Genomic DNA, 19,431 nt, shown 5'->3' with positions numbered 1-19,431 from the left:
AATGACAATGGATAATTACACCCTACCATTTAATCAATCGTTGCCACAAACTGCGGAAGGCGTGCCGAATAAAAACAGCCTAAGCAGCTATTTACCTATTCGAACCAAGGGTAATGACTTTGATTTTGATGCGGTCATCGGTTTAGTTTTGCGTGGGCTTCTGCGTAAAAAAGTAGAAGGTTATAGCTACGAACAGTTTGTGGCCGATTGCCAAAGTGCGTTTGAAGAAAAGCTTGGTGAAGAAGAGTTTTGGCAAGTGCTAAAAGAGATGTATTTTGAAAACAAAGACATCTTTACTGTGAGCCCTGAACTCCTTCTGTTCCGTGCTCAAAAAGGTGAATTTGCAGCAGGTGATTCACGTGTTGCTTCTATGTACACCAATTTACTTCAGAACATGCGTGTAGAAGAGTTTGATGCCAAATTAAACTTTATTGAACGTGAAATGCTTTCTACGCTTCGTGGAAAAATGAAGTCTGACTCGTCATTGCAAGCGAGTGAGAAACCATACCTACCTTATCTTTCGAAAGCATTCCGTGACGATCTGAAATTCTTGGCAAGTCGCCCTAAGTATCTGCTTAGTGAAATAGAGTCGTTCCTGTCTTTTTATGGTTTTGCATACTCTGCGCAGTTGAGTCTAGCGCTAACAGATTGGCGTAGTGGTCAAGAGCCAGTGGCTAAGCCTCTCTATTTCATTATGGATCATGAGCGTGCCAGTAATGAGCGTACTCATATTAAGAATCATGGCTATAAGTTGTTTAATGAGTCAGCCACTCGACTATTCCCTATGCTGACGATGCTTGAGCTACTTCAGCCGGGTGTTGGAGATAAGAACGCGATAAAAGTACCCCTGTGGGAAATATCGAAGGGCATTCAAGAGTCGAAGTCGACGCACCTAAAAGAACAACTAGAAAAGTTTGCCAGAGCGTTTAAGTCACAGCGTAATCTAGACACGGCTCTAGATGAATCAGAACTGGCACTCGACTGGCTCGGTAACATAATGAAGCTCGCATCCGCACAGTTTAGCGTCGGCGAACGTTTCAATATCAACAAGAAGTATGTGTCAGAAGTCGAGAAGTACTTAGCGTCTCACTTTATTCAAAGTCGAGGTCGCAGCGGTCGAGTATTAGTGCTCAACCAAGACTACATCATCTTATTGACCAACCTTGTTGTTGGAGAAAAGGACAAACTCCGTTTCCACGAACTGATCACAGCCTTTGAGCAACGTGGCATTTTCGTTGATAAACAAACAGAACAAGAACTAATTAAATTCTATGAGCGCATTGGTAACGTAGAGCGCATGAGTGATAGTGGAGACGCAGTTTATGTCCGTAAAACAATTTGAGACCTTTCTAGTAGAGCAGTTTTTAGCGGATGCTGAAACACACATCAAGGCAGGTTTCCGTTATCAGTTTAAGTCGCCAGATAATGAAAATAGCATGCGCTTGTATCAGGCGATGACGGCTCATTCTGAAAACAGCATTGATGCGACTAACGATATCAAGTTGCCATTCATTGAACTTTCAGGCTGCAAAATCGTACCTGTGATTCATAGCGAAAACCCAGCGGAATTCGAGGGCTTTACTGAAAACTACATCTCTCATCTACGTGATGAAGTGGCGAGCCAATCTGGTTACTTAAAAGGTTGCGCTCTAGTTGTGATCCATAACAGCTTGCTTGATACCTTGATAAACTCTGCAGAAGACTTGGCTCAAGTGGGACAAGTTTGGAGCGCATCAAAGATCAAAGCGGCAATGAAAGGGTTAATCGATCAGCAAGACAAAGGGCGCGATGTGTCGAACTGTCTGCTTGATGATCAATTCGATGCCATTTTAGAAGATGGCGCAACCATGTTTGGCTTCGAGTCTCTATACAAAGCCGTTGAAGACGGAGACTTACGCTTCAATGAGTTGGGCATGTTTGAAGATCCGCTTGTAGCTGAAATGAGCGGCAATCCTAAGCAAATTAAAAAACGCCTAGAAGACAACCGTGCGCTTTATGAAGAGCTATCTTTTGAAGTTGAGCACTTTGGTGGTCAGCTTCAAGACCGCTTGAAATCATTCGGCGAGAAATTTATTAAAGAGAACTTCTCAGAAACAGATGCATGGAAAGACGTTGAGCTCGAAGCATTCCTACAAGAGAAAAAGCGCAATGCTCAGCAGCAACTTGTTCTTGAAGAGGAGCAAGCTAGCGATGGCATGGCAATCACTGCACGTAACCGTGCAGAAACCAAAGCGGGCATGCGTGACCGCCACTTAATCATCGAGTTAGATGAAGATGTAAATGAGTTTGAACTGAAGCTTCTCTTCCAAGGTGCGAGCAATCTTGATAAAAGCCAATTCAAAATTCAGCCAGCTAAAGCGCTTAATAACGAAGAAGTAATTGAAACACGTAACAGTTTTAAAACGACACGAGCTAGCTTGAAAGGTACGTATAAGCATGAGCCACTGTTTTTTAACTTAGCTCTAAAGCGTGAGAACAAATCTGAGGTTTATAACTTCCGTTGTTTAGTGGTTCGTAAAGGCGAGTTCTATATTGAGCCATTCAAAAACATCTTCTTGGTAGAGCCTGCACCAGCGAAGCAGCGCTTAACCTTGAACATGGAAGAGAACAAACTGCAAATTAGAGCTAATGAAGGCAGCGCATGTTCACTGCTTGATGCTAAGCAGGTTGTTGATGCAGCAGATTACGCCGTAGTGGATTTTGAAGCCTTAGCTAATGAAGCTGACGAAATAGATTTTGCAGTAAAATCTGGCGATAACCAGCTTAAGTTTAATGTGGAAGGTGCAGTAGCCACCGATTCATTGAGCTTACCTTTATTGATTAATAGAGGTCGTTATCACAAGCTTTTCAAAGATGAATATAACGGCGAATTTTATTCTCAAAAAGGCAAAGTGGGTATCGATAATAGTGAGTTCGTTGTACCAGGTGTTCGTTTAAAGCTGCTTCGTTGGGAAGAAGAATTCATCAACCAAAAAGTTGTTTCTATTGCTGATTCAGGTGCGATTAAGCTCGATGACCTGCAAGCGATTGATGAGGCTATTCACTCTTCTTACGTTGAGCTTTTTGATTACCTAGAACAACGCCGCAGTACGCCTTCATTAGCATCTTGGGGCGATGAGTTTACAACACTTGTCCAAAATACAGTTGATGCTTGCTTAGCGTATTTTGAAGCGATCCCAACGGGTAGCATGCTGACCAAAGAGCAAAAATCAGCGCTGAAAATCGGTTTGGTACAATCTGAAGGTGAAGAGTACTACTCACCTTTCCACCCGCTGATTTTGGCGTATTACCTCAACCTAAGAAATTCGGTTCGTAATGACAAGAGCTTTGCTCAGCTTCCTGATGTTACGTTTGAACGCTTGTCGCCAAAAGGTTTACTGCCATACGTTTACCATCCAAAACATGAGTTCTCTTATAACCAACAGGTCAAAGAGAACGCGTTCTGGATCAAGAGTGTACCTCAAGAGAAAAGCTCTCTTACGTTCGTTCGCAAGTTAGTAAAAGAGAAAATCGACGAGTTCCAAACGGCATTCAGCCAATTGTTCACAGGCTCTGAGAAGAGCATTATCGTTAATGCGGTGAACCAAGACAGCGCTGAAGAGTTATTCATGGGGCTGGTGGATTATGTCCGCAGTAACCAAGATCAGGCTGCGTCGATTCATATTAATCTGTATGACGACAAGTTAGCGTTTAATGCGTTTGACCGATTTGCAGAAACAGCCAATTACGATGAATTGAAAGAGTGGTTAGAGCTGAACAAGGGTAAAGTGCGTGAAGTTGCCGATACTATTATCGATATTCTTCGCACGCGCCTAACTTACAGCAAGTTCACGAATGCCCAAGCCGAAAAAGATGGTCAGTCTTATGCGCATCTTTCCTTTTTCCGTAATAACGACAAAGTCGATTGCTCAGACATTGCGATAGAAGACATGGCATCAGGCATTGCATGTGATGGTCTACTAACGGGTGACGCTTCTGAAAGTAAATCTGGCTCGTACTTTACGGGTTTTGGCTTGAAGGGAACGGATTACCAAGACTACCCGCATTTGATGATGGCTAAATACGTCGGTGCTCTGTTAAAACCTGCGCTCAAGCCGAATACTCAATATCACGGTGCAAATGCAGTTGCCTTAGCAGTCAGTGAGGACTTTAAAGGCTTACTGGAGCGTTCGTACGAGAGTTCTATCTGGACGACTATCATTGATCCGAAAGTGACGTTGGACTTCTTCCACAGCAATGAAGATGTAGTATTGATTCACTATTCAGATCAGTACACCAGCTCTTCTAGCTACGATGCAATCACTGTTACTGCACAGCGCGGTTTGTTTGAGAAAGTCATCAAGCAAGGTGATGGTGGCCAAATCAATGAGTTCAACGCGTTCAACGGTGATTGGCTGTTGAAAATGATGACTTGCGCGCCAACCATCAATAAAGAGCGCAAAGGCGTGATTGGTGCCTACAAGTTTGTGACTAGCCTAGTGCATGATTCAGACATTACATGGGTGCCTCTGTCCGTTGCCGAGATGATTCGCGTATCGGGTAATATTGGCCTGAAAATGTCTGACAGTGAATTTTCTCGTAATGTTCAAGGTTACAAGAAAGGCGAAATTTCTGACGATGTGTTGCTGGTTGGCTTCAAAGACCAAGACATGTATTTGTTACCTGTTGAAGTGAAAACGGGCTCGGTGCCGAATTACAACAAAGCCGTTAAACAGTCGAAAGAGCTACTACGTTATTTAAGCCAAGACTTACTAGGAAATGATGACCTAGCAAGCAAGCTTTACCGTGGCCTATTTATGCGCCAAGTATTGATGCAAGTTGACAAGTATCGCCTATACAAGGTGTTTGCTGATGATTACTTCGATACTTTACTGGCAAACAAAGAAGAGTGGTTAAGAGGCGACTATTCACTTGGTCAAATTGCAGACTACCCAGAGGGCTTTGTGGTTAGCCACCTTGAAGGGGCTGGCTGTTTACAACCCGACTACCAAATGATGGAAGGGGTGTTAAAAGTCGACCTGCCGATGGGGCTACTTCCTGGCTTAGTGGAAACTCCGCTGCAAGAAGTGTTGAACGAATTAGATGTAGTGAAACTTTGCCATGTACCAAGTGAGTATGTGCTGAATGGTAAAACTCGATTAGAAAAACTCCCTGAAGCTGGATCACAGCCAACAGTGGTGGTATCTGATGAGATTGAAACTACAGAATTAGTGCAGCCTGAACAGCCTGTTGTTGAAGAGCAAGTATCGCCAGTCGTTGAACCTATGAAGGTTGAGTCTAACAGCAACTTAAACGTGTTGTTTGGTCATAATGCGCTAACACAAGCACCACTGAACTGGGAGCCAACAAATACCGCCAAATTCATGAATACCAATACTGGTATTATCGGCACCATGGGGACGGGTAAAACGCAGTTTACCAAGTCGGTGATCACTCAGCTTTACCGCAATCAAGTAGACAACGTAAACGGTGCGCCAATTGGCATGCTTATTTTCGACTACAAATCCGATTATGTAGACGACAAGTTCCAACAAGCAACTGCAGGTAAGAAGTTCAACCTTCATAAACTGCCATACAACCCACTGAGTTTGTTTGGTGATACGCCAATGCTCCCAGTACACACTGCGCGCGGTTTCTCTGAAACTATGGGGAAAGCGTTTGGCTTAGGTCAAAAGCAGCAACTGCGTTTACGTAAGCTAGTGGGTGAAGCGTATGAGTTAGCAGGTATCCGCAAAGCGGATCCAAGCACTTGGTCAAAAGCAGCGCCGACAATCTCACAGGTGTGGGACTTGTTCATTGAAACAGAGCCAGATGAAGATTCATTATATGCGGCACTTGAAAGCTTATATGAGCTAGAGATCTTTGAAGACGACAACACTAAGTGCATGAGCCTTTATGACTTGGTTGATGGCATCACTGTCGTAGAGCTAGCAGGTTACCCAGCAGAGATTCAGAACCTTGTTGTTGCGCTTACGTTAGATCTCTTTTACTCACAGATGCAGAAGAAGGGTAAGCCAGAAGTGCAGGGCGACTTCCGCCAAATCACTAAGATGATTTTGGTAGATGAAGCGGATAATTTCATGTCTCAGAACTTCCCAAGCTTACGTAAGATCTTGAAGGAAGGACGTGAGTACGGTGTTGGTGTGATTCTTTCTACACAAGATATTACCCATTTCCAAACCGGTGAGAATGATTACTCAAGCTACGTGCTTACATGGGTTATTCACCGTGTAGCGAAGATTCGCCCGCAAGAGCTAAAAGCCATGTTTGGTGTAAACGAAAAAGCAGAACAAGAGAAGCTCATGGAAACCATCAACAAGCTAGAGAAGCACTATAGCTTATACATCGATGGTTCGAAGAAGATACTTCCTATGAGAGATAAAGCATTTTGGGAGTTATTAAATGATTAAAGATAAGGTGCTTAGCCGGAAATCGCCTGAGGTATTGGAAAAACTAAAAGAAGTTGAAATAGCGAAGCGAAATGCAGAAGTTGTGACACTCCGTGAGTGGTACGACTCAACTCCTGTTCACAGTCAAGAAATCATCATATATATGAAAGAATATAAGCAACTAGGAAGGCTAGGAAAAGAACTGCATATTAGAGAAATTCCAAGAGTTACAGAGCGGTTTGGTGATGGTATTCGTACCTTGGTTGAGGCGACATACAAACGCGGTGAACTTGATTATGTAGCTCCACTATGCGCTTTAGCTATAACTAAAAATAAAAAGAGAAATTATGAATAGTTTTAAAGATACAGTGGCATCTAAGTTCTTCTTTATACCATTAAATCAGAGAGGATATAGCTGGGGTAAGAATAATATAAAAGACATGTTGAGTGATTTAAAAATTGCCGACAAGAAGTCTCACTACATGGGGACTATTATATTTACTCGTGATAAGTCAGGTGATATTCATTGTGACGACTATCAACCAGCAAATAAGAGTATTCTAGAGGACGGTCAACAGCGTATTACATCAGTATTTATCTTGTTAAGTGCTTTAAGAAATAGATTGTGTGAACTTGGTGTTGAGGAAAATAAGCAGTACATCCAAGATATTGAGAGTGTTCTTTTTTATAAGAAAGATGGCAAAAAAATTCGCTTACAAAATGAGAACTTAGAGCTAAACTCCTGTTTAGATTATATAATTTCAGGGGAAGGCATAAAGCCAGAGTCGGACTCATTGCCAAAAACCGCTATGCTTGACGCTGCTGAATACGCGCAAACTAGGTTTAATAAACTTGACTTAGATGAATGTTTAATGTGGAAAACTAGATTAACTATGCAAGCTCAGTTTGTAATGGTCGATTTAGAGGATAAAAATCTAGATCGCTACCTTACATTTGATGCAATAAACTCTCGAGGCCTCCCATTAGGAGAGTTTGATAAAATCAAGAACTTTGCCATTTTGATAGATCAAACATGTGGACTTGCGCTATCGCCTGAAAAATGTTGGTTTGAGGCAATAAAAGAACTAAATAAATATGGTGTTAGTTCTAGAGCGTTTGAAGAGTCATATATTACTGAGCTTTTTAACATACATCATGATCTAAAGGTGTCTCAAGGTGTGGTTCATCAGAGTTTTGTTGAAAAATATCGTCCACTTTTAGATGGAGAACCATCAAAAGCACTAATTAATGACTTTATAGGTTTTATTAATACATGGGTCAACTACGCGAAAGGCTTTGGTGTTATATCTACAAAGAATAAAGATAATATCAAATCGATAGTTTCTTATAGTGCTTTTAAGTCATTAACTCGAATTGACAACTTAGACCTCGTCACAATAATGAGACCGTTGCTTGCTACTTGTTTTAGTAATATGGATGAGAATGACTTTGAAGATGTTGCCGAAACTTGTGAAAAATACATATTTCGTGTCCATTGTGTTATAAATAAAAGAAAGGACTTTAATTCAAAAAATATTATTTCTCTAGCTAACTCGGTATTGAAAAATAGCAAGGATAAAAGTTATGTTCTTAGGCATCTATATTTAGACATAATTGAGACAGCCCCTATGGAAGATGTTGTTAAAAAGCTTTCCAATGGAGAGGTTAAGTATAATTATGACCCAAGAGTTAGTGGGTGGCTATATCTATATTATTTCCTTTATGAGTATGAGCTGTATCTGTCACCGCAAGGAGTTTCTCCGTTACCATGGGCAACCAGCAAGACGGAAAAGATAAACACCATAGAACATATATTGCCTCAACAGCATAGGGATGGTGGATTTTGGGAGGCTCATTGGGCGAGTGTGCACTTAGCAGATAACTTTAAACATCGACTCGGAAACCTTGTTCTTACACCTGAAAATGCGAAGTTAGGACGCAAGTCTATCTCAGAAAAAATTAAAGGTGACGGCTATTGCTATACTAGCAACAATGCTACTAATGCAGAGAAACAGATCTTAGAGTATTCTACTTGTGATGGTAAAGAGTGGGTTAAGGACAACATAATTAAGCGAGAGTTCGACTTGCTTAAATTTGCAGCGGAAAGGTGGGCAATTCCTTCAGTAAAAGATAAAACTACCGTGTATCTTACGGAAGAGTTCAAGCAAAGTGGGTTGCCAGAAATTAAAGCTATTATAAATGATGCCTTTGATGAGGACCTAGAGGAAGAGTTGGAAAATTAGCTCTAATTTCCGATAGCATGAAAGGGGCTCCCTAACTCGTAGGGAGTCTTTATTTTATTAAATGGCAAGTGATAAGTCAGATAAGGAACGGTGATTCCTTAGTGAAGCAATCCCATCTTCAACATGTGCTGCCCAAGCTTGTTGATACTCTTTACTATCAAGTGCTGGGTAGTACATTTTCAACATCAACTCCGTCACATCACCAGTTTCACCAAGCCACGTGTACTTGTCTAAGACGAGTGAGCCGTCTAGCTTAGCTTCTTGGCCTTGGTATCGAAAGTCACTTTCAATAGAGCGGAAGAAAGCAATACGTGCCGAAACATTTGGAGTAATTCCAGTATAGCCCTTCAACTTTTTAAGCTGTTCTTCAGTAGAGCGAGTTAAGTTCATACGGTTAGGTAGCATTACACAGCCTCCTTAATCGATTCTTTCCAGAAGTAACCTTCTTTCAATGTTGAAGCCTTGGTTGTGCCGTCGAAACAGATTTCGTAAGTGCGAGCAAGATCGTCTTGGATGAGACTTGTGTAGTTTCTATCGATTTCTGTGTCTGTCGATAAAATCACAACTTGGTGACTTGCTGTTGGGAAGTAATTCTCAACCAACTTATCACGGTGGTGTGAATCTAATCGACCTAGTGGTGTGTCAATGATGATTGGCAACTTACGGCCAGATGTACGACCAAGTGCCTCTAGAATCGAGATTGCGTAGATCTGCTTCTCACCAGCAGACATCGCTTTGCGGTTGATCTTAATACCGTGCTCATCTACTAACTCAACATCGAACGTAGCTGGGTTGATAGAAGCTGTTAGTTGTAAGTCTTCCTTACGGGCGAGCTTTTTGTATGACTGAACGAACTCATTTTCTAATTGGTTTACACGCGCTTTAGTTAACTGTTCACCAAACTTCTCTAACAACAAAATAGAGTTTTGGGCGTTGCTAACGCTTTGATCTTTGTTGGATTGATCTTTGTGCTTGTCGTGTAGTTTTTGGATTTGACGAGCTGTTTCCAGTGCTAGTCGAAGCTCACGCTTAGCTTTTTCAAGTAAATCATGGTACTCGATAATTAGCTTTTCTTTCTTCTTATCTAATGCTCGAACATCCGTAAACAACTCTTGTACCTGCTCTTGTTCGGGAGCTCGCGCGATATTGTTCGAAGCATTGTCGATCTCGTCTTCAACTTTTTGAAGACGTCTTCGTGCCTTATCAAAGCGAGAAAAAGAATCTTGCGAAAGGTTTGATAACTGGTAATCGATGGTGTTCGACTGACGGTCTGAAATATCTAAAAGTAGATCTGTAGAATCAAATTCACCTACATGAGCTTTAAAGCTGTCTGCGATTGCATTTTGCGCCATCTCAGTATCAAAGCTTGGGTATTTTGAGCATAGAGTCTCTAGGAAGGAATCTAGCTCATTACCAAAGTTTTGTTTCTTCTTAACCTGCTGCTCTTGCTTGATTTGAGTTTGCAGTCTTTGCATTGCCTTTGGAGCAAGTGAAAATGGAAGGTTGGTTTCCATCTCCATACGTATCTGTTTCTCAAGTTCCACTTTTTCTTTCAACAAGCTTTCAACTTTTTGTTGCTCATCTTCTCTGGTTTTTGCCCATGCGCCACCATTTTGAGAAAGCTTATTTTCCAGACTAAGGATGTCGCGTGACACTAGTTCGATTTGAGCATCAACTATGTCGGCTTCACCACGTAGCTTTTCAGCTTTACGCTCATGAATAATGCGTTGCTCGTCTAGTGAATTCATCTCTTCTTTTAGGGACTGACTTAAAGCGCCTACTCCCTGTTTTTTTAAGAAGATGTTCAGATCGCTCTTAAGCTTAGCTATGACATCTAACCCTAGTAGTCGGCGAACTGCGGTTTTTAAAACTGTTCCAGATTCGTCTTCAGCTAGCTCTGCGATTTTCTCACCGTCAAAGAAGAATAAGTCAGCGATGCCTGTTGGAATCAGCTCATTAAGAAAACCTTGGCACTGTTCGTAATTGAGCTCTGGAATTTGGATACCATCTTTCTCAAGGCAAAGGTTGTCTTTCTTGCCTCGTTTCCAGCCGCGAATCACTTTATAGGTGTTTTCTTCGCCGTTCTGGCTGTATTTAAACTCAAGCTCGATCGATGCATTATCTTGAACACCACCATGGCCGACACCTTTGTGAATCAGTTCCGATAAAGCGTCAACGTAGTCACCATTTGAAAGTAATTGGCTAAATGATTGACGTCCGAAAAGCGCTAAGCGAACGGCTGTCAGTATTGACGTTTTACCGGCACCATTTAAGCCGCCAAACAAAATAATAGGTCGTTCGGTCCCTTCGATAGGACCACTTTTACTTAAACGAGCTGGGGCAGGGCGCAAGTCAATTTCATGCACACCGCGAAACACGCGAAAGTTGTTTAAAGTTAGTTTTGTAATCAACATTTCAGTATTTAAAACTCTTTTTGAAGCTGTTTATCTAGGTCAGCAAGCTGTTCGTTATAGCGCTCAATTTCTTGTTGGTGAATATCAAACTCGGCTTTGCTTTGCAGTGAAGCATGCTTTTGTTTGATCTCTTCCAAGCTTCCCCAGTCTCGTTTCAATAGCGATGCGATCTTGTTCGAGATACCACTACGACGGCTCAGACCTTCCATAGAGACCTCTAGCTCGATGAGCTTCATGATCATTTCAGGTTCGACATCGAAATTATTGCAAAGCTCATGGATCAGCTGTGCGTCATCTTTACCAAAACTTGCGTTATCGTCATATACCCAATCAAGGTCGTAGTCATAAACGTCTTTAAAAATAGTTGGTAGAGAGTCATCCCAATCCGGTTCGTTTGGATCGTGGATCCACTCTTGGCGAATAGCATGCAGCTCTGGCACTGTGATTAACTCAATCTCTCGGCCTTCGGCTTTATATTTCTTATCTAGCTCTAGCAATTCACGGAGCCATTGACGGCGGTATTTAAGCCAGTAAGGACCTGGGACGTGTTTACGCTCGCTAGCAATATCTTCGCCTTCTTTCGCGTATTGGTAGCTTACGCGACCGGTACGACGTTTATGGTTTCTGAATTCTGCTTTGTTAGCTGGGTCTGTCGTCATTGCTAACTTATTACGGAACTCAAGAAGAGGCGCCATCCACTCTTCGCCATTTTGGATAAGGCTTTCCATCGCACGGTCTTTAGTTACTACGGTACATGTCCAGCAACCGAAACGAGAGTTACCACAAGAGGGGGTAGTTTCGTCAATCACCATTGGGCATTCACCTTGGCCTGAAGAGTCTTTATATAGATTCCAAAGCACTAGGTTTTTACCGCCCCATGGGTTTTCCCATTCTAGGTCATAGTCATCTTTCCAGATGTTTCTAGTACCTAGTGGCGTTTCTTTTGTCTCTAGGTGACATAAACGCAAGATCTTCCAAACATCATCAACAGCCCATGTATCAATAGGGGTGTAAATGAATGCATTGGCTAGCGTTGTATGGCGAGCTAGGCGAGAGCCATCAATTTTGTGTTTAGCGATAACCTGAGCACGCGAGGCACTTTCTTGGCTACGTGAGCCCAATACAACAATCACCTCATCAAATTGAGATACTTTGCTTTTAATGAAGTCACTAACCGGGTCGATCTTCATTCGCTCTGTACACCAGCGAAATGAACGTGTCGGTGCTGGGTAGCCTTTACCAAGAAGACTTGACCAAAACGTTTGGTCTGACTCAGGTACCACTTTGTGACAGCTGATTGGCAAGTCGTCGCGCTTGGCTCCTTTTTGTATCGCAGCTAAGGAGTCTTTAATGTGGTTAACAACAACAGGTGTCTCAACCAGTGTGTCTGATGAAACGACAAATACGGGTTTGTGGCGTTGTTCTTTTTCTAGGCCAAGTAGTGCCATATAGATTAAAGACATGATAGCGGAGGAGTCTTTACCACCACTGTAGCCAATTACCCATGGGCGGTTGTCTGCACAATAGACGCGTTGAACGTCAGCAACATAGTAGCTGAGTTTATTATTTGCGAACTCTTCAGCGTTGATGAATTCTTGGTATTCTTCGGCGAGATCTTCTGCCAATTTTAGCTCGTGTATCATGATAACTGCTTCTCTAGAGCTTTTTCTTCTGGGGTTAGTGGTAACCCAAGTTCAATTTTAAGTGCGTTTGCCGTGAGCTGAATGTTGATGTTTGATTTACTCAACTTGCCGTGGTTCATGCTACGCTTTATCCATTCAGGATTGGTTTTCAACCAATTAACTTTCCCTAGTAACTGGAGCTTTTCTTTCCATTGTTTTGGTTCTTGGCACAACAGGTGTTTACCCAAGACGCCAATCGCATGCAGCCCGACACCATGTGCGTGGATGTATTCTTGGCGAAGCTGTGCAGGGGATACTTGTTTGTCGATCACCATTTGCCAATCTTTAATATGGCGGGTGACCTCTTCCCAAAACTCAGACGCTAACAGCTTCTCTTCTTCAGTGAAACCATCTTTAGGGCCTTTACTTAAAAGTGCTCGTGTTGATTGTTTAATACTGCTTAAAGTAAAGAGTTTGTTCGACTTTGGACTGATGTTGGATTTTTCCATTTCAGTCATTCCGATAAATGGCTTCACTTTAGCTGCTAATTCACGCGCTAATTCAGAGCTTTCGTCTCGATGATCGTAGAGAGTGCCAAGAGATGGACTGGGTTTTACTGCGTATTTGTTTAAGTCAGCAAACATTTGTTGGCTTCTACCTAAACCTTCATCGATGAAAAACAATACTGGAATGTTGTCTTGCCCAAGGTCTGGATTCTCTCTTAGTGCTTCTTCTATCGCTTTACGGCGGTGTTGCCCATCGTTAATTAGAATCTGCGCATCCATTGGGATTTGAAGTGTACCTAAATTAGGCGCACCTTCATGATCGTGGAAAGATATATCAACTCCAACCGATGCTGTTAATGCTGAGAATACGTATTCTTTAGGGTTGTCGAGTAGGTATCTGACCATTTCAGGTATGCGAGTCTTGTTTAATGTTCTTTGAGCTCTAAGCTCTGGTGGAACATCATCTTCGTTATAACTGAAAATCTTCGGGATGATTCGAAGAGGGCATGTCGCAATGTAAAATGGACGTCCTGCTTGAATACCTCTGACAGCTGGAAATGAATAGCAATAGCCTGAATCTTGATTTTGCATAGTGAACTCTAAGTTATGTTATTTGCCTATGACATAAACCATAGTTGGTATGTCATATTTTGACAAACTAAGCTTTTAGTTTGTTATGCTTTAGTCTTATCTATGCGAATTATTACATAGGTATGCCAAAATAGGCTGAATATTTTACAGGTATGTAGGTCAGAATTCTATGGTAACGATAGGTTTTTATCGTACTAAAAAATCGCTATTTTGAACTTATTGTAAACCCTTTGATTTCTTTGTGTTCCTTCCCTAAAAGCACCTCAAATTCTGTTCTTATCATTTGCGTTTCTTCACTTGATTCAAATTCCATGAGCTTCGCCAATCGCTTGTCGAAGCTCTGTTGTTTCTTGTAGTTCTCATGTTCGGTTGGGATGTAAAGGTGCTTATTCAGCAGTGGCGGCCTGCGCTCTTCATTAACGTAGTCAAAGAAATCTATGTCTTGTTCTGCCATCTTTATCTTTATGCGTTCTACTAAGAAGGGAACCGATTTATCGAAATCATCATAGGCAGTCAGGGTTAGCTTACCGGATGTGATATGAATTTTGATAAGATCTATCTCTTCATCTAGCTCACCATACATTTGTAGCCCCGCGCCGACGTAGACTCGCAGCAGCAATGGCAAATCATCAATAAAGTCTCGGTGTAGAATCAATGAATGTCCTTCATTGAGAAGGCTGGCTGGTAACTGGTGATGTGCTTTCTCGCACTGCTGCTGGATTAAGTCGGTGTCTGCAATCGCAAACAGCAACTCGGCTGACAGGTTAATGGCCGTTTTGTAGTCATCAAATAGCGCTTTTATATCGCGCTTTAGTGGCTCTGGCTGCTGCGTGTAGGGCTTTCTTTTCTCAAACAGTCCCATCGCAAAGTACAGCAACAAGTCTTCTTTTCTACTCTTTTCCGCTTGCTCAAACTCTTGGGTATCGAACATTTCTTGCAGCAAGTTGAACACTTTTTTGTGTGAGCCGATGAGCTCTCGGATTTTGTCGGAGTGTTCAAATTCATCGTTGGCAGGAATACGCCCTAACTCTAAGCAGGTGTTCCAAAAGTCATTAAACAAGTCTTGATGTTGGGTAATAAGCAGTTTTGCTTTGTCTTTGGCTTCAATAGGTTCTGGCGAAGTCAGTTGCTGCCATTTATGGTGGCGTTTGTATTTACTCTGCAGGTACTGTTGCTCTTCTAATTTGTCTTTGAAAATATAGAAAATACCAGGCGCGACGGTAATGGCGTCTTCTTGTAGGCTTCTCTCTATGTACGCTTTGATCTCTGATTGCGCATAGTATTTTTGGAAAGTGTTACGAGAGGTAATCACCCCATCCTTATAAGGCTTGAACTGAGCAATGTAGTTTTCGTTGGCCAGCATGACAGAAACCACCAGAAATTTATCTGCTAGCTCCCATGCGCCTAGTAGGGCATCGAGTCTTTCATCTTGATCTTCTATTACGTTAAGAACAAACCCTATGTTTACGATATCAGAATTGGATTTGTCGTTGTCGGGTTGAAAGTTCGGATCCCAACCTAGAGCGTCGAGGCCATGTGCTTCAAGCTCCCTTAAATCGTCTCCGCGGCCGCAGCCGTAATCGAAAATTGAGTGCTCGCCTTTTAAGTAACCATGTTTAACGAGAGTCTTCATTGGTGCAGAGAGTTCATGACGCACTATGGCCGTTCTGTGCCTATCAATTCCAGCCTCTTCTTGCGTTGTCACAGAGGAACATCGGAATAGTCGACCATCGACAAGCTCGTAACCATGGCGTGCTATTAGGTTTTCCCAAGAACGTTTAAAACCAATCAAACGGCTGTTTTCGTACAGGCCTGCATTCTCGCCTTCTTGTGTGAGTGAAACGAAGTGTTCGTAATATTCACTTGTTGGCAAAACCATGGTTTCTTTTCGATGTAAGATCGGCGGGTTTTCAGATTCGCGATAACCTGTAATTTTGTGGCTTAGCTTAGAGAGGTCGACATTGAGGCTTTGTTTTAATGCTGGATAGGAATCAGTATAAAAATCAGGGTAATGAAGAAGAGATAAACGGAACTCTTTTTTAAACAGCTTAACGAGGTTCCAGTCTTCTTCACCTAAGTTAACGGCTTTTGCTACGGCAGGAATGAACTGTGTTAACACTTTAGGCAATGCGCTGAATGCGTCTTTATGAAGATAAATGGCATCGGGAAGTTGTTTTCCAACTTTTATTTGAGAGGTAAGTTCAGCAAATAGCTCTTCGTTCATTCCTATTCCTTAGGTGTTTTTGAAGATTATAAATCATCAAACAATGCCTGTGTGGCGCTGCCTTTTGCACTTTTTGTGTTTACGCGAAGCCCATCACTTCGGCGTTGTCGGATAAGGGCATATTTTGAATTATCTGTCCCAACGCTAATATGCAGCGGTTTATCTTTGCCATAAAAATAGAGGCGGTCGAATTCTAAATGTGTACAGATAAATCGAGCGACCTCATCCATACGTTGCTCATACCCTTCAACATAAATATCACACGCAGCTCCATTTCGCTTACAGATACGGCTATCCCGGGAGTTGAGTTCCATAGAGGCATGTTGGTCAATATCTGGCGCCATATCTCCAGGGCTATTTTTCAATACCCACCTCAAAAGAGGATGGCTTGTATAACCATAGGTCACCGTTACTTCTCCCAGTGAGCGTTCGATAGGTTGTAAAACTTGAACCGTTAAACACTGAAGCTCAGTGGCAGAAAGTTTATTAACCTTGTTGTCTCCTAAGTAATTAGGGTGCCGAGACTTATGCCAATCAATAAGCTTGTGGTGCATATTCTGTCCTTAGGATTCTTGCTTCCTACTATATTTAACGAACGACGACAGCAAAATCAATGCAATTCGGGGGTTATGTATGCTGTTCATTCTCGCTTTACTCTGCATCTTCTTGTTGGGGTATCTTGCCCAAACTACGGGCCTTTGTATGGTTAGAGGAGTGAAAGAGGCGACAAATGGGTCACCGATGTTCATCATCGCGATTGTGTTTAGTGGTTCGCTGGCTTGGGTCTCTATGGGGTTAGGTTCAGTGGTTGAGGGGCGCCAGTTGTCCATAGCTTTTTGGCCGAGTTTGTTCTCACTGCTTGGTGGCTTTCTGTTTGGTATTGGCGCGGCAATCAACAGTGGTTGTGGGGTTTCTACAGTGAGTAGGTTAGCTCGCGGCGAAGTGGTTATGTTGGCGACTATATTCGGTTGGTTTGTTGCTTGGTTGGTGTTTGCTCCAGTTTTGCCTTCGGAGTTGAAAGGAGCTAGGTTGGTACTGTCCGACTTTTCTAGATACGTATTCCTTGGAAGTATCTCGTTCACAATTGTGGTGAGTTGTTATTTCATGAATGCGGTAAATCGTAAGTTATGGTTATCAATGCTGGGGATTGGGTTAACGGCAGGCTTTGTATTCCTTTATGAGCCACACTGGACGCCAAGTGGGTTGTTGAAATCTATGGGGACTTCTCTTTGGCACGGTAAAGCTGAAGATTGGCCAAGCAGCGAGCGTTTTATCTTGATGATCTCGCTGTTAGCTGGAATGGTTAGCGCCGCGTTATTTACTGGGTCGTTTTCACTGAGGTTAAGCCCTATACGTCGATTGGGTAAACATTTGGTTGCGGGTGTGCTTATGGGGCTTGGTGCTGTGATGGCTGGTGGAGGAAACGATACTCAACTGTTAGTGGCGATGCCTGTACTTTCTCTGGCTGGCGTTTGTTCTGTGTTGAGTATCATTGTTGGCATATATACCGGAGTTAAGTTGATTCAAAGCCGATAGTTAGCGACAGTACAAGCTAGTGTAAGTTTGCAATTTGAGAACATAATGAAATACATCGGAATTGATGGCTGCAAGTCGGGTTGGATCGCTTGGATTGTCTCTGACAATGAGATACCTGCGTTTAAAGTGGTAAACACCCTCGATGAGCTAGCGAGTGATCTTATCGGTTCAACGGCGCTTATCGATATGCCTATTGGTTTTAGTGATGCACAAACTCCAGATCGCTTGTGTGACAAAGCAGCAAGGCGTTTTCTAACCAGCAAACGTGGTTCTTCGGTGTTTCCGGTTCCGTGTCGTGAGGCGGTTTACCAAACCGATTACATTGCGGCGTGCAGTGCCAATGTGGAGCAGCTTGATAAGAAGTTTTCTAAACAGACTTGGGGAATTGTGCCCAAGATTCGCGAGCTTGATGAGCTCATTGAAACTCATCCCAATCTTTCTATCAGGGAATCACATCCTGAAGTGGTGTTTGCAGCATTGAAAGACGAACCGCTGACGTTTTCAAAACGAACGCAAGAAGGCAAAGAGGAACGGCTTTCTATTATTCAGCAGCTATCCCCTCAATGGTGTGACCGCTTGTCGTTGGCCATTTCAAATACCAAACGTAAAGACGCCGCGATAGACGATATTTACGATGCGTTCGTACTTATGTTAGTTGCCTATTACGCACCGCAATTATCGACCTTACCTGAACTTTCTGATGTTGGTGGAGAAGCTGACAAGGATCAGAACGGACGAGTTAGAGAGATTGTTTACTGGAACAAAACACGCTAACAAAGCGTGCGCTCAACTTGGCTTAATATGCTATTTTCCAACTTCTGCTACTTTTCACTCTTACTATTTTGAGTTTTTGATATGAAACGTTTTATTGTCGGCTGTCTGGCCACTGTGCTCAGTGCAGTGAGTTATGCCCAAGTCGCTCCTATATCTCAATGGCAATGCGACATGATGAAAAAGAACAATGTCTTGAGTAGTGGTGCGCCCGTTGGTTGTGAGCGACTATCCAAAGTGGATTTCGATTTCATTAGTTTCAAAGGGGAAACGCAACAGGGCAATATGATCGTGCTTGATGTTATTGCGCCTGCTGTTGAACAAATCTTTTCAGAGCTCAAACAGCGCAATTTTCCTCTTCATTCCGCTCGCCTAATGCGTGAATTCAGAGGTGATGATAGCGCCTCAATGGATGCGAACAACAGCAGCGCCTTTAACGCTCGTCCTATTACAGGCGGAGGAGGTTGGTCGAAACATGCCTATGGTGTGGCAATCGACATCAACCCAGTTCAAAACCCTTTCTTAGAGTTTGATAGCAACGGAAGAATCACGGTAAAGCCTTCACAATCTGCGACTCGTTATGTGAACCGTACTCGTTTTCGTGCTCGTGATGAAATTGAACGCCGCGGCATGGCTGAAGATGTGGTGGAGCTGTTTGCCCATCACGGATTTATGATCTGGGGAGGGGATTGGAATAGCCCAATCGATACTCAGCATTTTGAGGTTGGATCAAGAAAGTTCGTTAACCAACTGCTCTCTAAACCACAACCTGAAGCCGAGGTGTTATTTGAGCGCTACGTCAAATCTTATCGACAGTGCTATCTCAAAAATAAAGGTGAGGACGCAGAAAAAGCTCGCGCTATCTGTGCAAAGAAAACAGTCGGGACTTTTTAGTGCTATGTTTATCTAGAACCGTTTGTGTTTTAGCAAGTTAAACTCGCTTCAGGTGTGTTTTGAATAGCTAAGGTCAGCGCTCGTCGTTGGCCTTTTTTGTATTCATTTCTTCAATAGAACACCGAGCATTGAAAAGGTTATTGGGTATCCATTAGTCAATAATCGATAAGCGAATGCAGCGCAAAGTCATCGGTTTGTCATTTAAAAACTCATAGCGTTAACGTTATGTGAGAACCATTGC

General features: G+C 42.6%; 13 protein-coding genes. 7 read left to right on the top strand and 6 right to left on the bottom strand.

The annotated features are described in order from the left end of the window. Position 1: 1 nt before the first annotated feature. From dptG to AB4482_RS06970, 4 genes are read left to right on the top strand one after another with little or no spacing between them, the layout of a single operon-like run. The gene (gene dptG / locus AB4482_RS06985; RefSeq protein ID WP_372180747.1) at positions 2-1,342 is read left to right on the top strand and encodes a DNA phosphorothioation-dependent restriction protein DptG; all 1,341 of its coding nucleotides are present in this window, start codon (positions 2-4) and stop codon (positions 1,340-1,342) included. Continuing rightward, positions 1,323-6,410, top strand: coding sequence for a DNA phosphorothioation-dependent restriction protein DptH (gene dptH / locus AB4482_RS06980; protein ID WP_372180746.1), 5,088 nt, complete (start codon positions 1,323-1,325; stop codon positions 6,408-6,410). The genes dptG and dptH overlap by 20 nt, the downstream gene beginning before the upstream one ends. Then, complete coding sequence (locus tag AB4482_RS06975) at positions 6,403-6,744, top strand: hypothetical protein (RefSeq protein ID WP_372180745.1); 342 nt, start codon at positions 6,403-6,405, stop codon at positions 6,742-6,744. The genes dptH and AB4482_RS06975 overlap by 8 nt, the downstream gene beginning before the upstream one ends. Next, on the top strand, positions 6,737-8,632 hold the full coding sequence (locus tag AB4482_RS06970) for a DUF262 domain-containing protein (protein ID WP_372180743.1): 1,896 nt from the start codon (positions 6,737-6,739) through the stop codon (positions 8,630-8,632). Before AB4482_RS06975 ends, AB4482_RS06970 begins: the two co-directional genes overlap by 8 nt. 57 nt (positions 8,633-8,689) lie before the next feature. Here the strand turns inward: AB4482_RS06970 and dndE are convergent, their stop codons facing one another. From dndE to AB4482_RS06940, 6 genes are all read right to left on the bottom strand, one after another. Next, positions 8,690-9,037: a DNA sulfur modification protein DndE gene (gene dndE / locus AB4482_RS06965; RefSeq protein WP_372180742.1), complete on the bottom strand. Its 348-nt coding sequence runs from the start codon at positions 9,035-9,037 to the stop codon at positions 8,690-8,692. After that, on the bottom strand, positions 9,037-11,046 hold the full coding sequence (gene dndD, locus AB4482_RS06960; RefSeq protein ID WP_372180740.1) for a DNA sulfur modification protein DndD: 2,010 nt from the start codon (positions 11,044-11,046) through the stop codon (positions 9,037-9,039). The genes dndE and dndD overlap by 1 nt, the downstream gene beginning before the upstream one ends. A gap of 8 nt (positions 11,047-11,054) precedes the next feature. After that, positions 11,055-12,689 carry a DNA phosphorothioation system sulfurtransferase DndC gene (locus AB4482_RS06955; protein ID WP_372180738.1) on the bottom strand — a complete coding sequence of 545 codons (1,635 nt, stop codon included), beginning with the start codon at positions 12,687-12,689 and terminating at the stop codon, positions 11,055-11,057. Next, on the bottom strand, positions 12,686-13,765 hold the full coding sequence (gene dndB, locus AB4482_RS06950) for a DNA sulfur modification protein DndB (protein ID WP_017065615.1): 1,080 nt from the start codon (positions 13,763-13,765) through the stop codon (positions 12,686-12,688). The genes AB4482_RS06955 and dndB overlap by 4 nt, the downstream gene beginning before the upstream one ends. A 205-nt stretch (positions 13,766-13,970) precedes the next feature. Next, complete coding sequence (locus AB4482_RS06945) at positions 13,971-15,989, bottom strand: DNA phosphorothioation-associated putative methyltransferase (protein ID WP_372180736.1); 2,019 nt, start codon at positions 15,987-15,989, stop codon at positions 13,971-13,973. Positions 15,990-16,015: 26 nt separating this feature from the next. Then, positions 16,016-16,543 carry a hypothetical protein gene (locus tag AB4482_RS06940; protein WP_372180735.1) on the bottom strand — a complete coding sequence of 176 codons (528 nt, stop codon included), beginning with the start codon at positions 16,541-16,543 and terminating at the stop codon, positions 16,016-16,018. 187 nt (positions 16,544-16,730) lie between these two features. Here AB4482_RS06940 and AB4482_RS06935 point away from each other — a divergent pair, with 187 nt between their 5' ends. From AB4482_RS06935 to AB4482_RS06925, 3 genes are all read left to right on the top strand, one after another. Continuing rightward, positions 16,731-17,525: a YeeE/YedE thiosulfate transporter family protein gene (locus AB4482_RS06935; protein WP_372168856.1), complete on the top strand. Its 795-nt coding sequence runs from the start codon at positions 16,731-16,733 to the stop codon at positions 17,523-17,525. A 45-nt stretch (positions 17,526-17,570) separates the two neighbouring features. Continuing rightward, positions 17,571-18,299 carry a DUF429 domain-containing protein gene (locus AB4482_RS06930; RefSeq protein ID WP_017062812.1) on the top strand — a complete coding sequence of 243 codons (729 nt, stop codon included), beginning with the start codon at positions 17,571-17,573 and terminating at the stop codon, positions 18,297-18,299. 81 nt (positions 18,300-18,380) lie between these two features. Next, complete coding sequence (locus tag AB4482_RS06925; protein ID WP_029235636.1) at positions 18,381-19,190, top strand: M15 family metallopeptidase; 810 nt, start codon at positions 18,381-18,383, stop codon at positions 19,188-19,190. Positions 19,191-19,431 lie beyond the last annotated feature (241 nt).

The organism is Vibrio sp. 10N.222.55.C7, from assembly GCF_041473335.1.
Classification (GTDB): Bacteria; Pseudomonadota; Gammaproteobacteria; order Enterobacterales; family Vibrionaceae; genus Vibrio; species Vibrio crassostreae_C.
The sequence above is the reverse complement of the archived record's forward strand: the minus strand, read 5'-3'. Positions and strand labels throughout refer to the sequence as shown.

What these genes read in the sequence shown, in the direction of transcription:
- dptG (WP_372180747.1), top strand. Translation starts at nt 2, where the DNA reads ATGACAATGGATAATTACACCCTACCATTTAATCAATCGTTGCCACAA.
- AB4482_RS06935 (WP_372168856.1), top strand. Translation starts at nt 16,731, where the DNA reads ATGTTCATCATCGCGATTGTGTTTAGTGGTTCGCTGGCTTGGGTCTCT.
- AB4482_RS06925 (WP_029235636.1), top strand. Translation starts at nt 18,381, where the DNA reads ATGAAACGTTTTATTGTCGGCTGTCTGGCCACTGTGCTCAGTGCAGTG.
- dptH (WP_372180746.1), top strand. Translation starts at nt 1,323, where the DNA reads ATGTCCGTAAAACAATTTGAGACCTTTCTAGTAGAGCAGTTTTTAGCG.
- AB4482_RS06940 (WP_372180735.1), bottom strand. Translation starts at nt 16,543, where the DNA reads ATGCACCACAAGCTTATTGATTGGCATAAGTCTCGGCACCCTAATTAC.
- AB4482_RS06945 (WP_372180736.1), bottom strand. Translation starts at nt 15,989, where the DNA reads ATGAACGAAGAGCTATTTGCTGAACTTACCTCTCAAATAAAAGTTGGA.
- dndE (WP_372180742.1), bottom strand. Translation starts at nt 9,037, where the DNA reads ATGCTACCTAACCGTATGAACTTAACTCGCTCTACTGAAGAACAGCTT.
- dndD (WP_372180740.1), bottom strand. Translation starts at nt 11,046, where the DNA reads ATGTTGATTACAAAACTAACTTTAAACAACTTTCGCGTGTTTCGCGGT.
- AB4482_RS06975 (WP_372180745.1), top strand. Translation starts at nt 6,403, where the DNA reads ATGATTAAAGATAAGGTGCTTAGCCGGAAATCGCCTGAGGTATTGGAA.
- dndB (WP_017065615.1), bottom strand. Translation starts at nt 13,765, where the DNA reads ATGCAAAATCAAGATTCAGGCTATTGCTATTCATTTCCAGCTGTCAGA.
- AB4482_RS06955 (WP_372180738.1), bottom strand. Translation starts at nt 12,689, where the DNA reads ATGATACACGAGCTAAAATTGGCAGAAGATCTCGCCGAAGAATACCAA.
- AB4482_RS06930 (WP_017062812.1), top strand. Translation starts at nt 17,571, where the DNA reads ATGAAATACATCGGAATTGATGGCTGCAAGTCGGGTTGGATCGCTTGG.
- AB4482_RS06970 (WP_372180743.1), top strand. Translation starts at nt 6,737, where the DNA reads ATGAATAGTTTTAAAGATACAGTGGCATCTAAGTTCTTCTTTATACCA.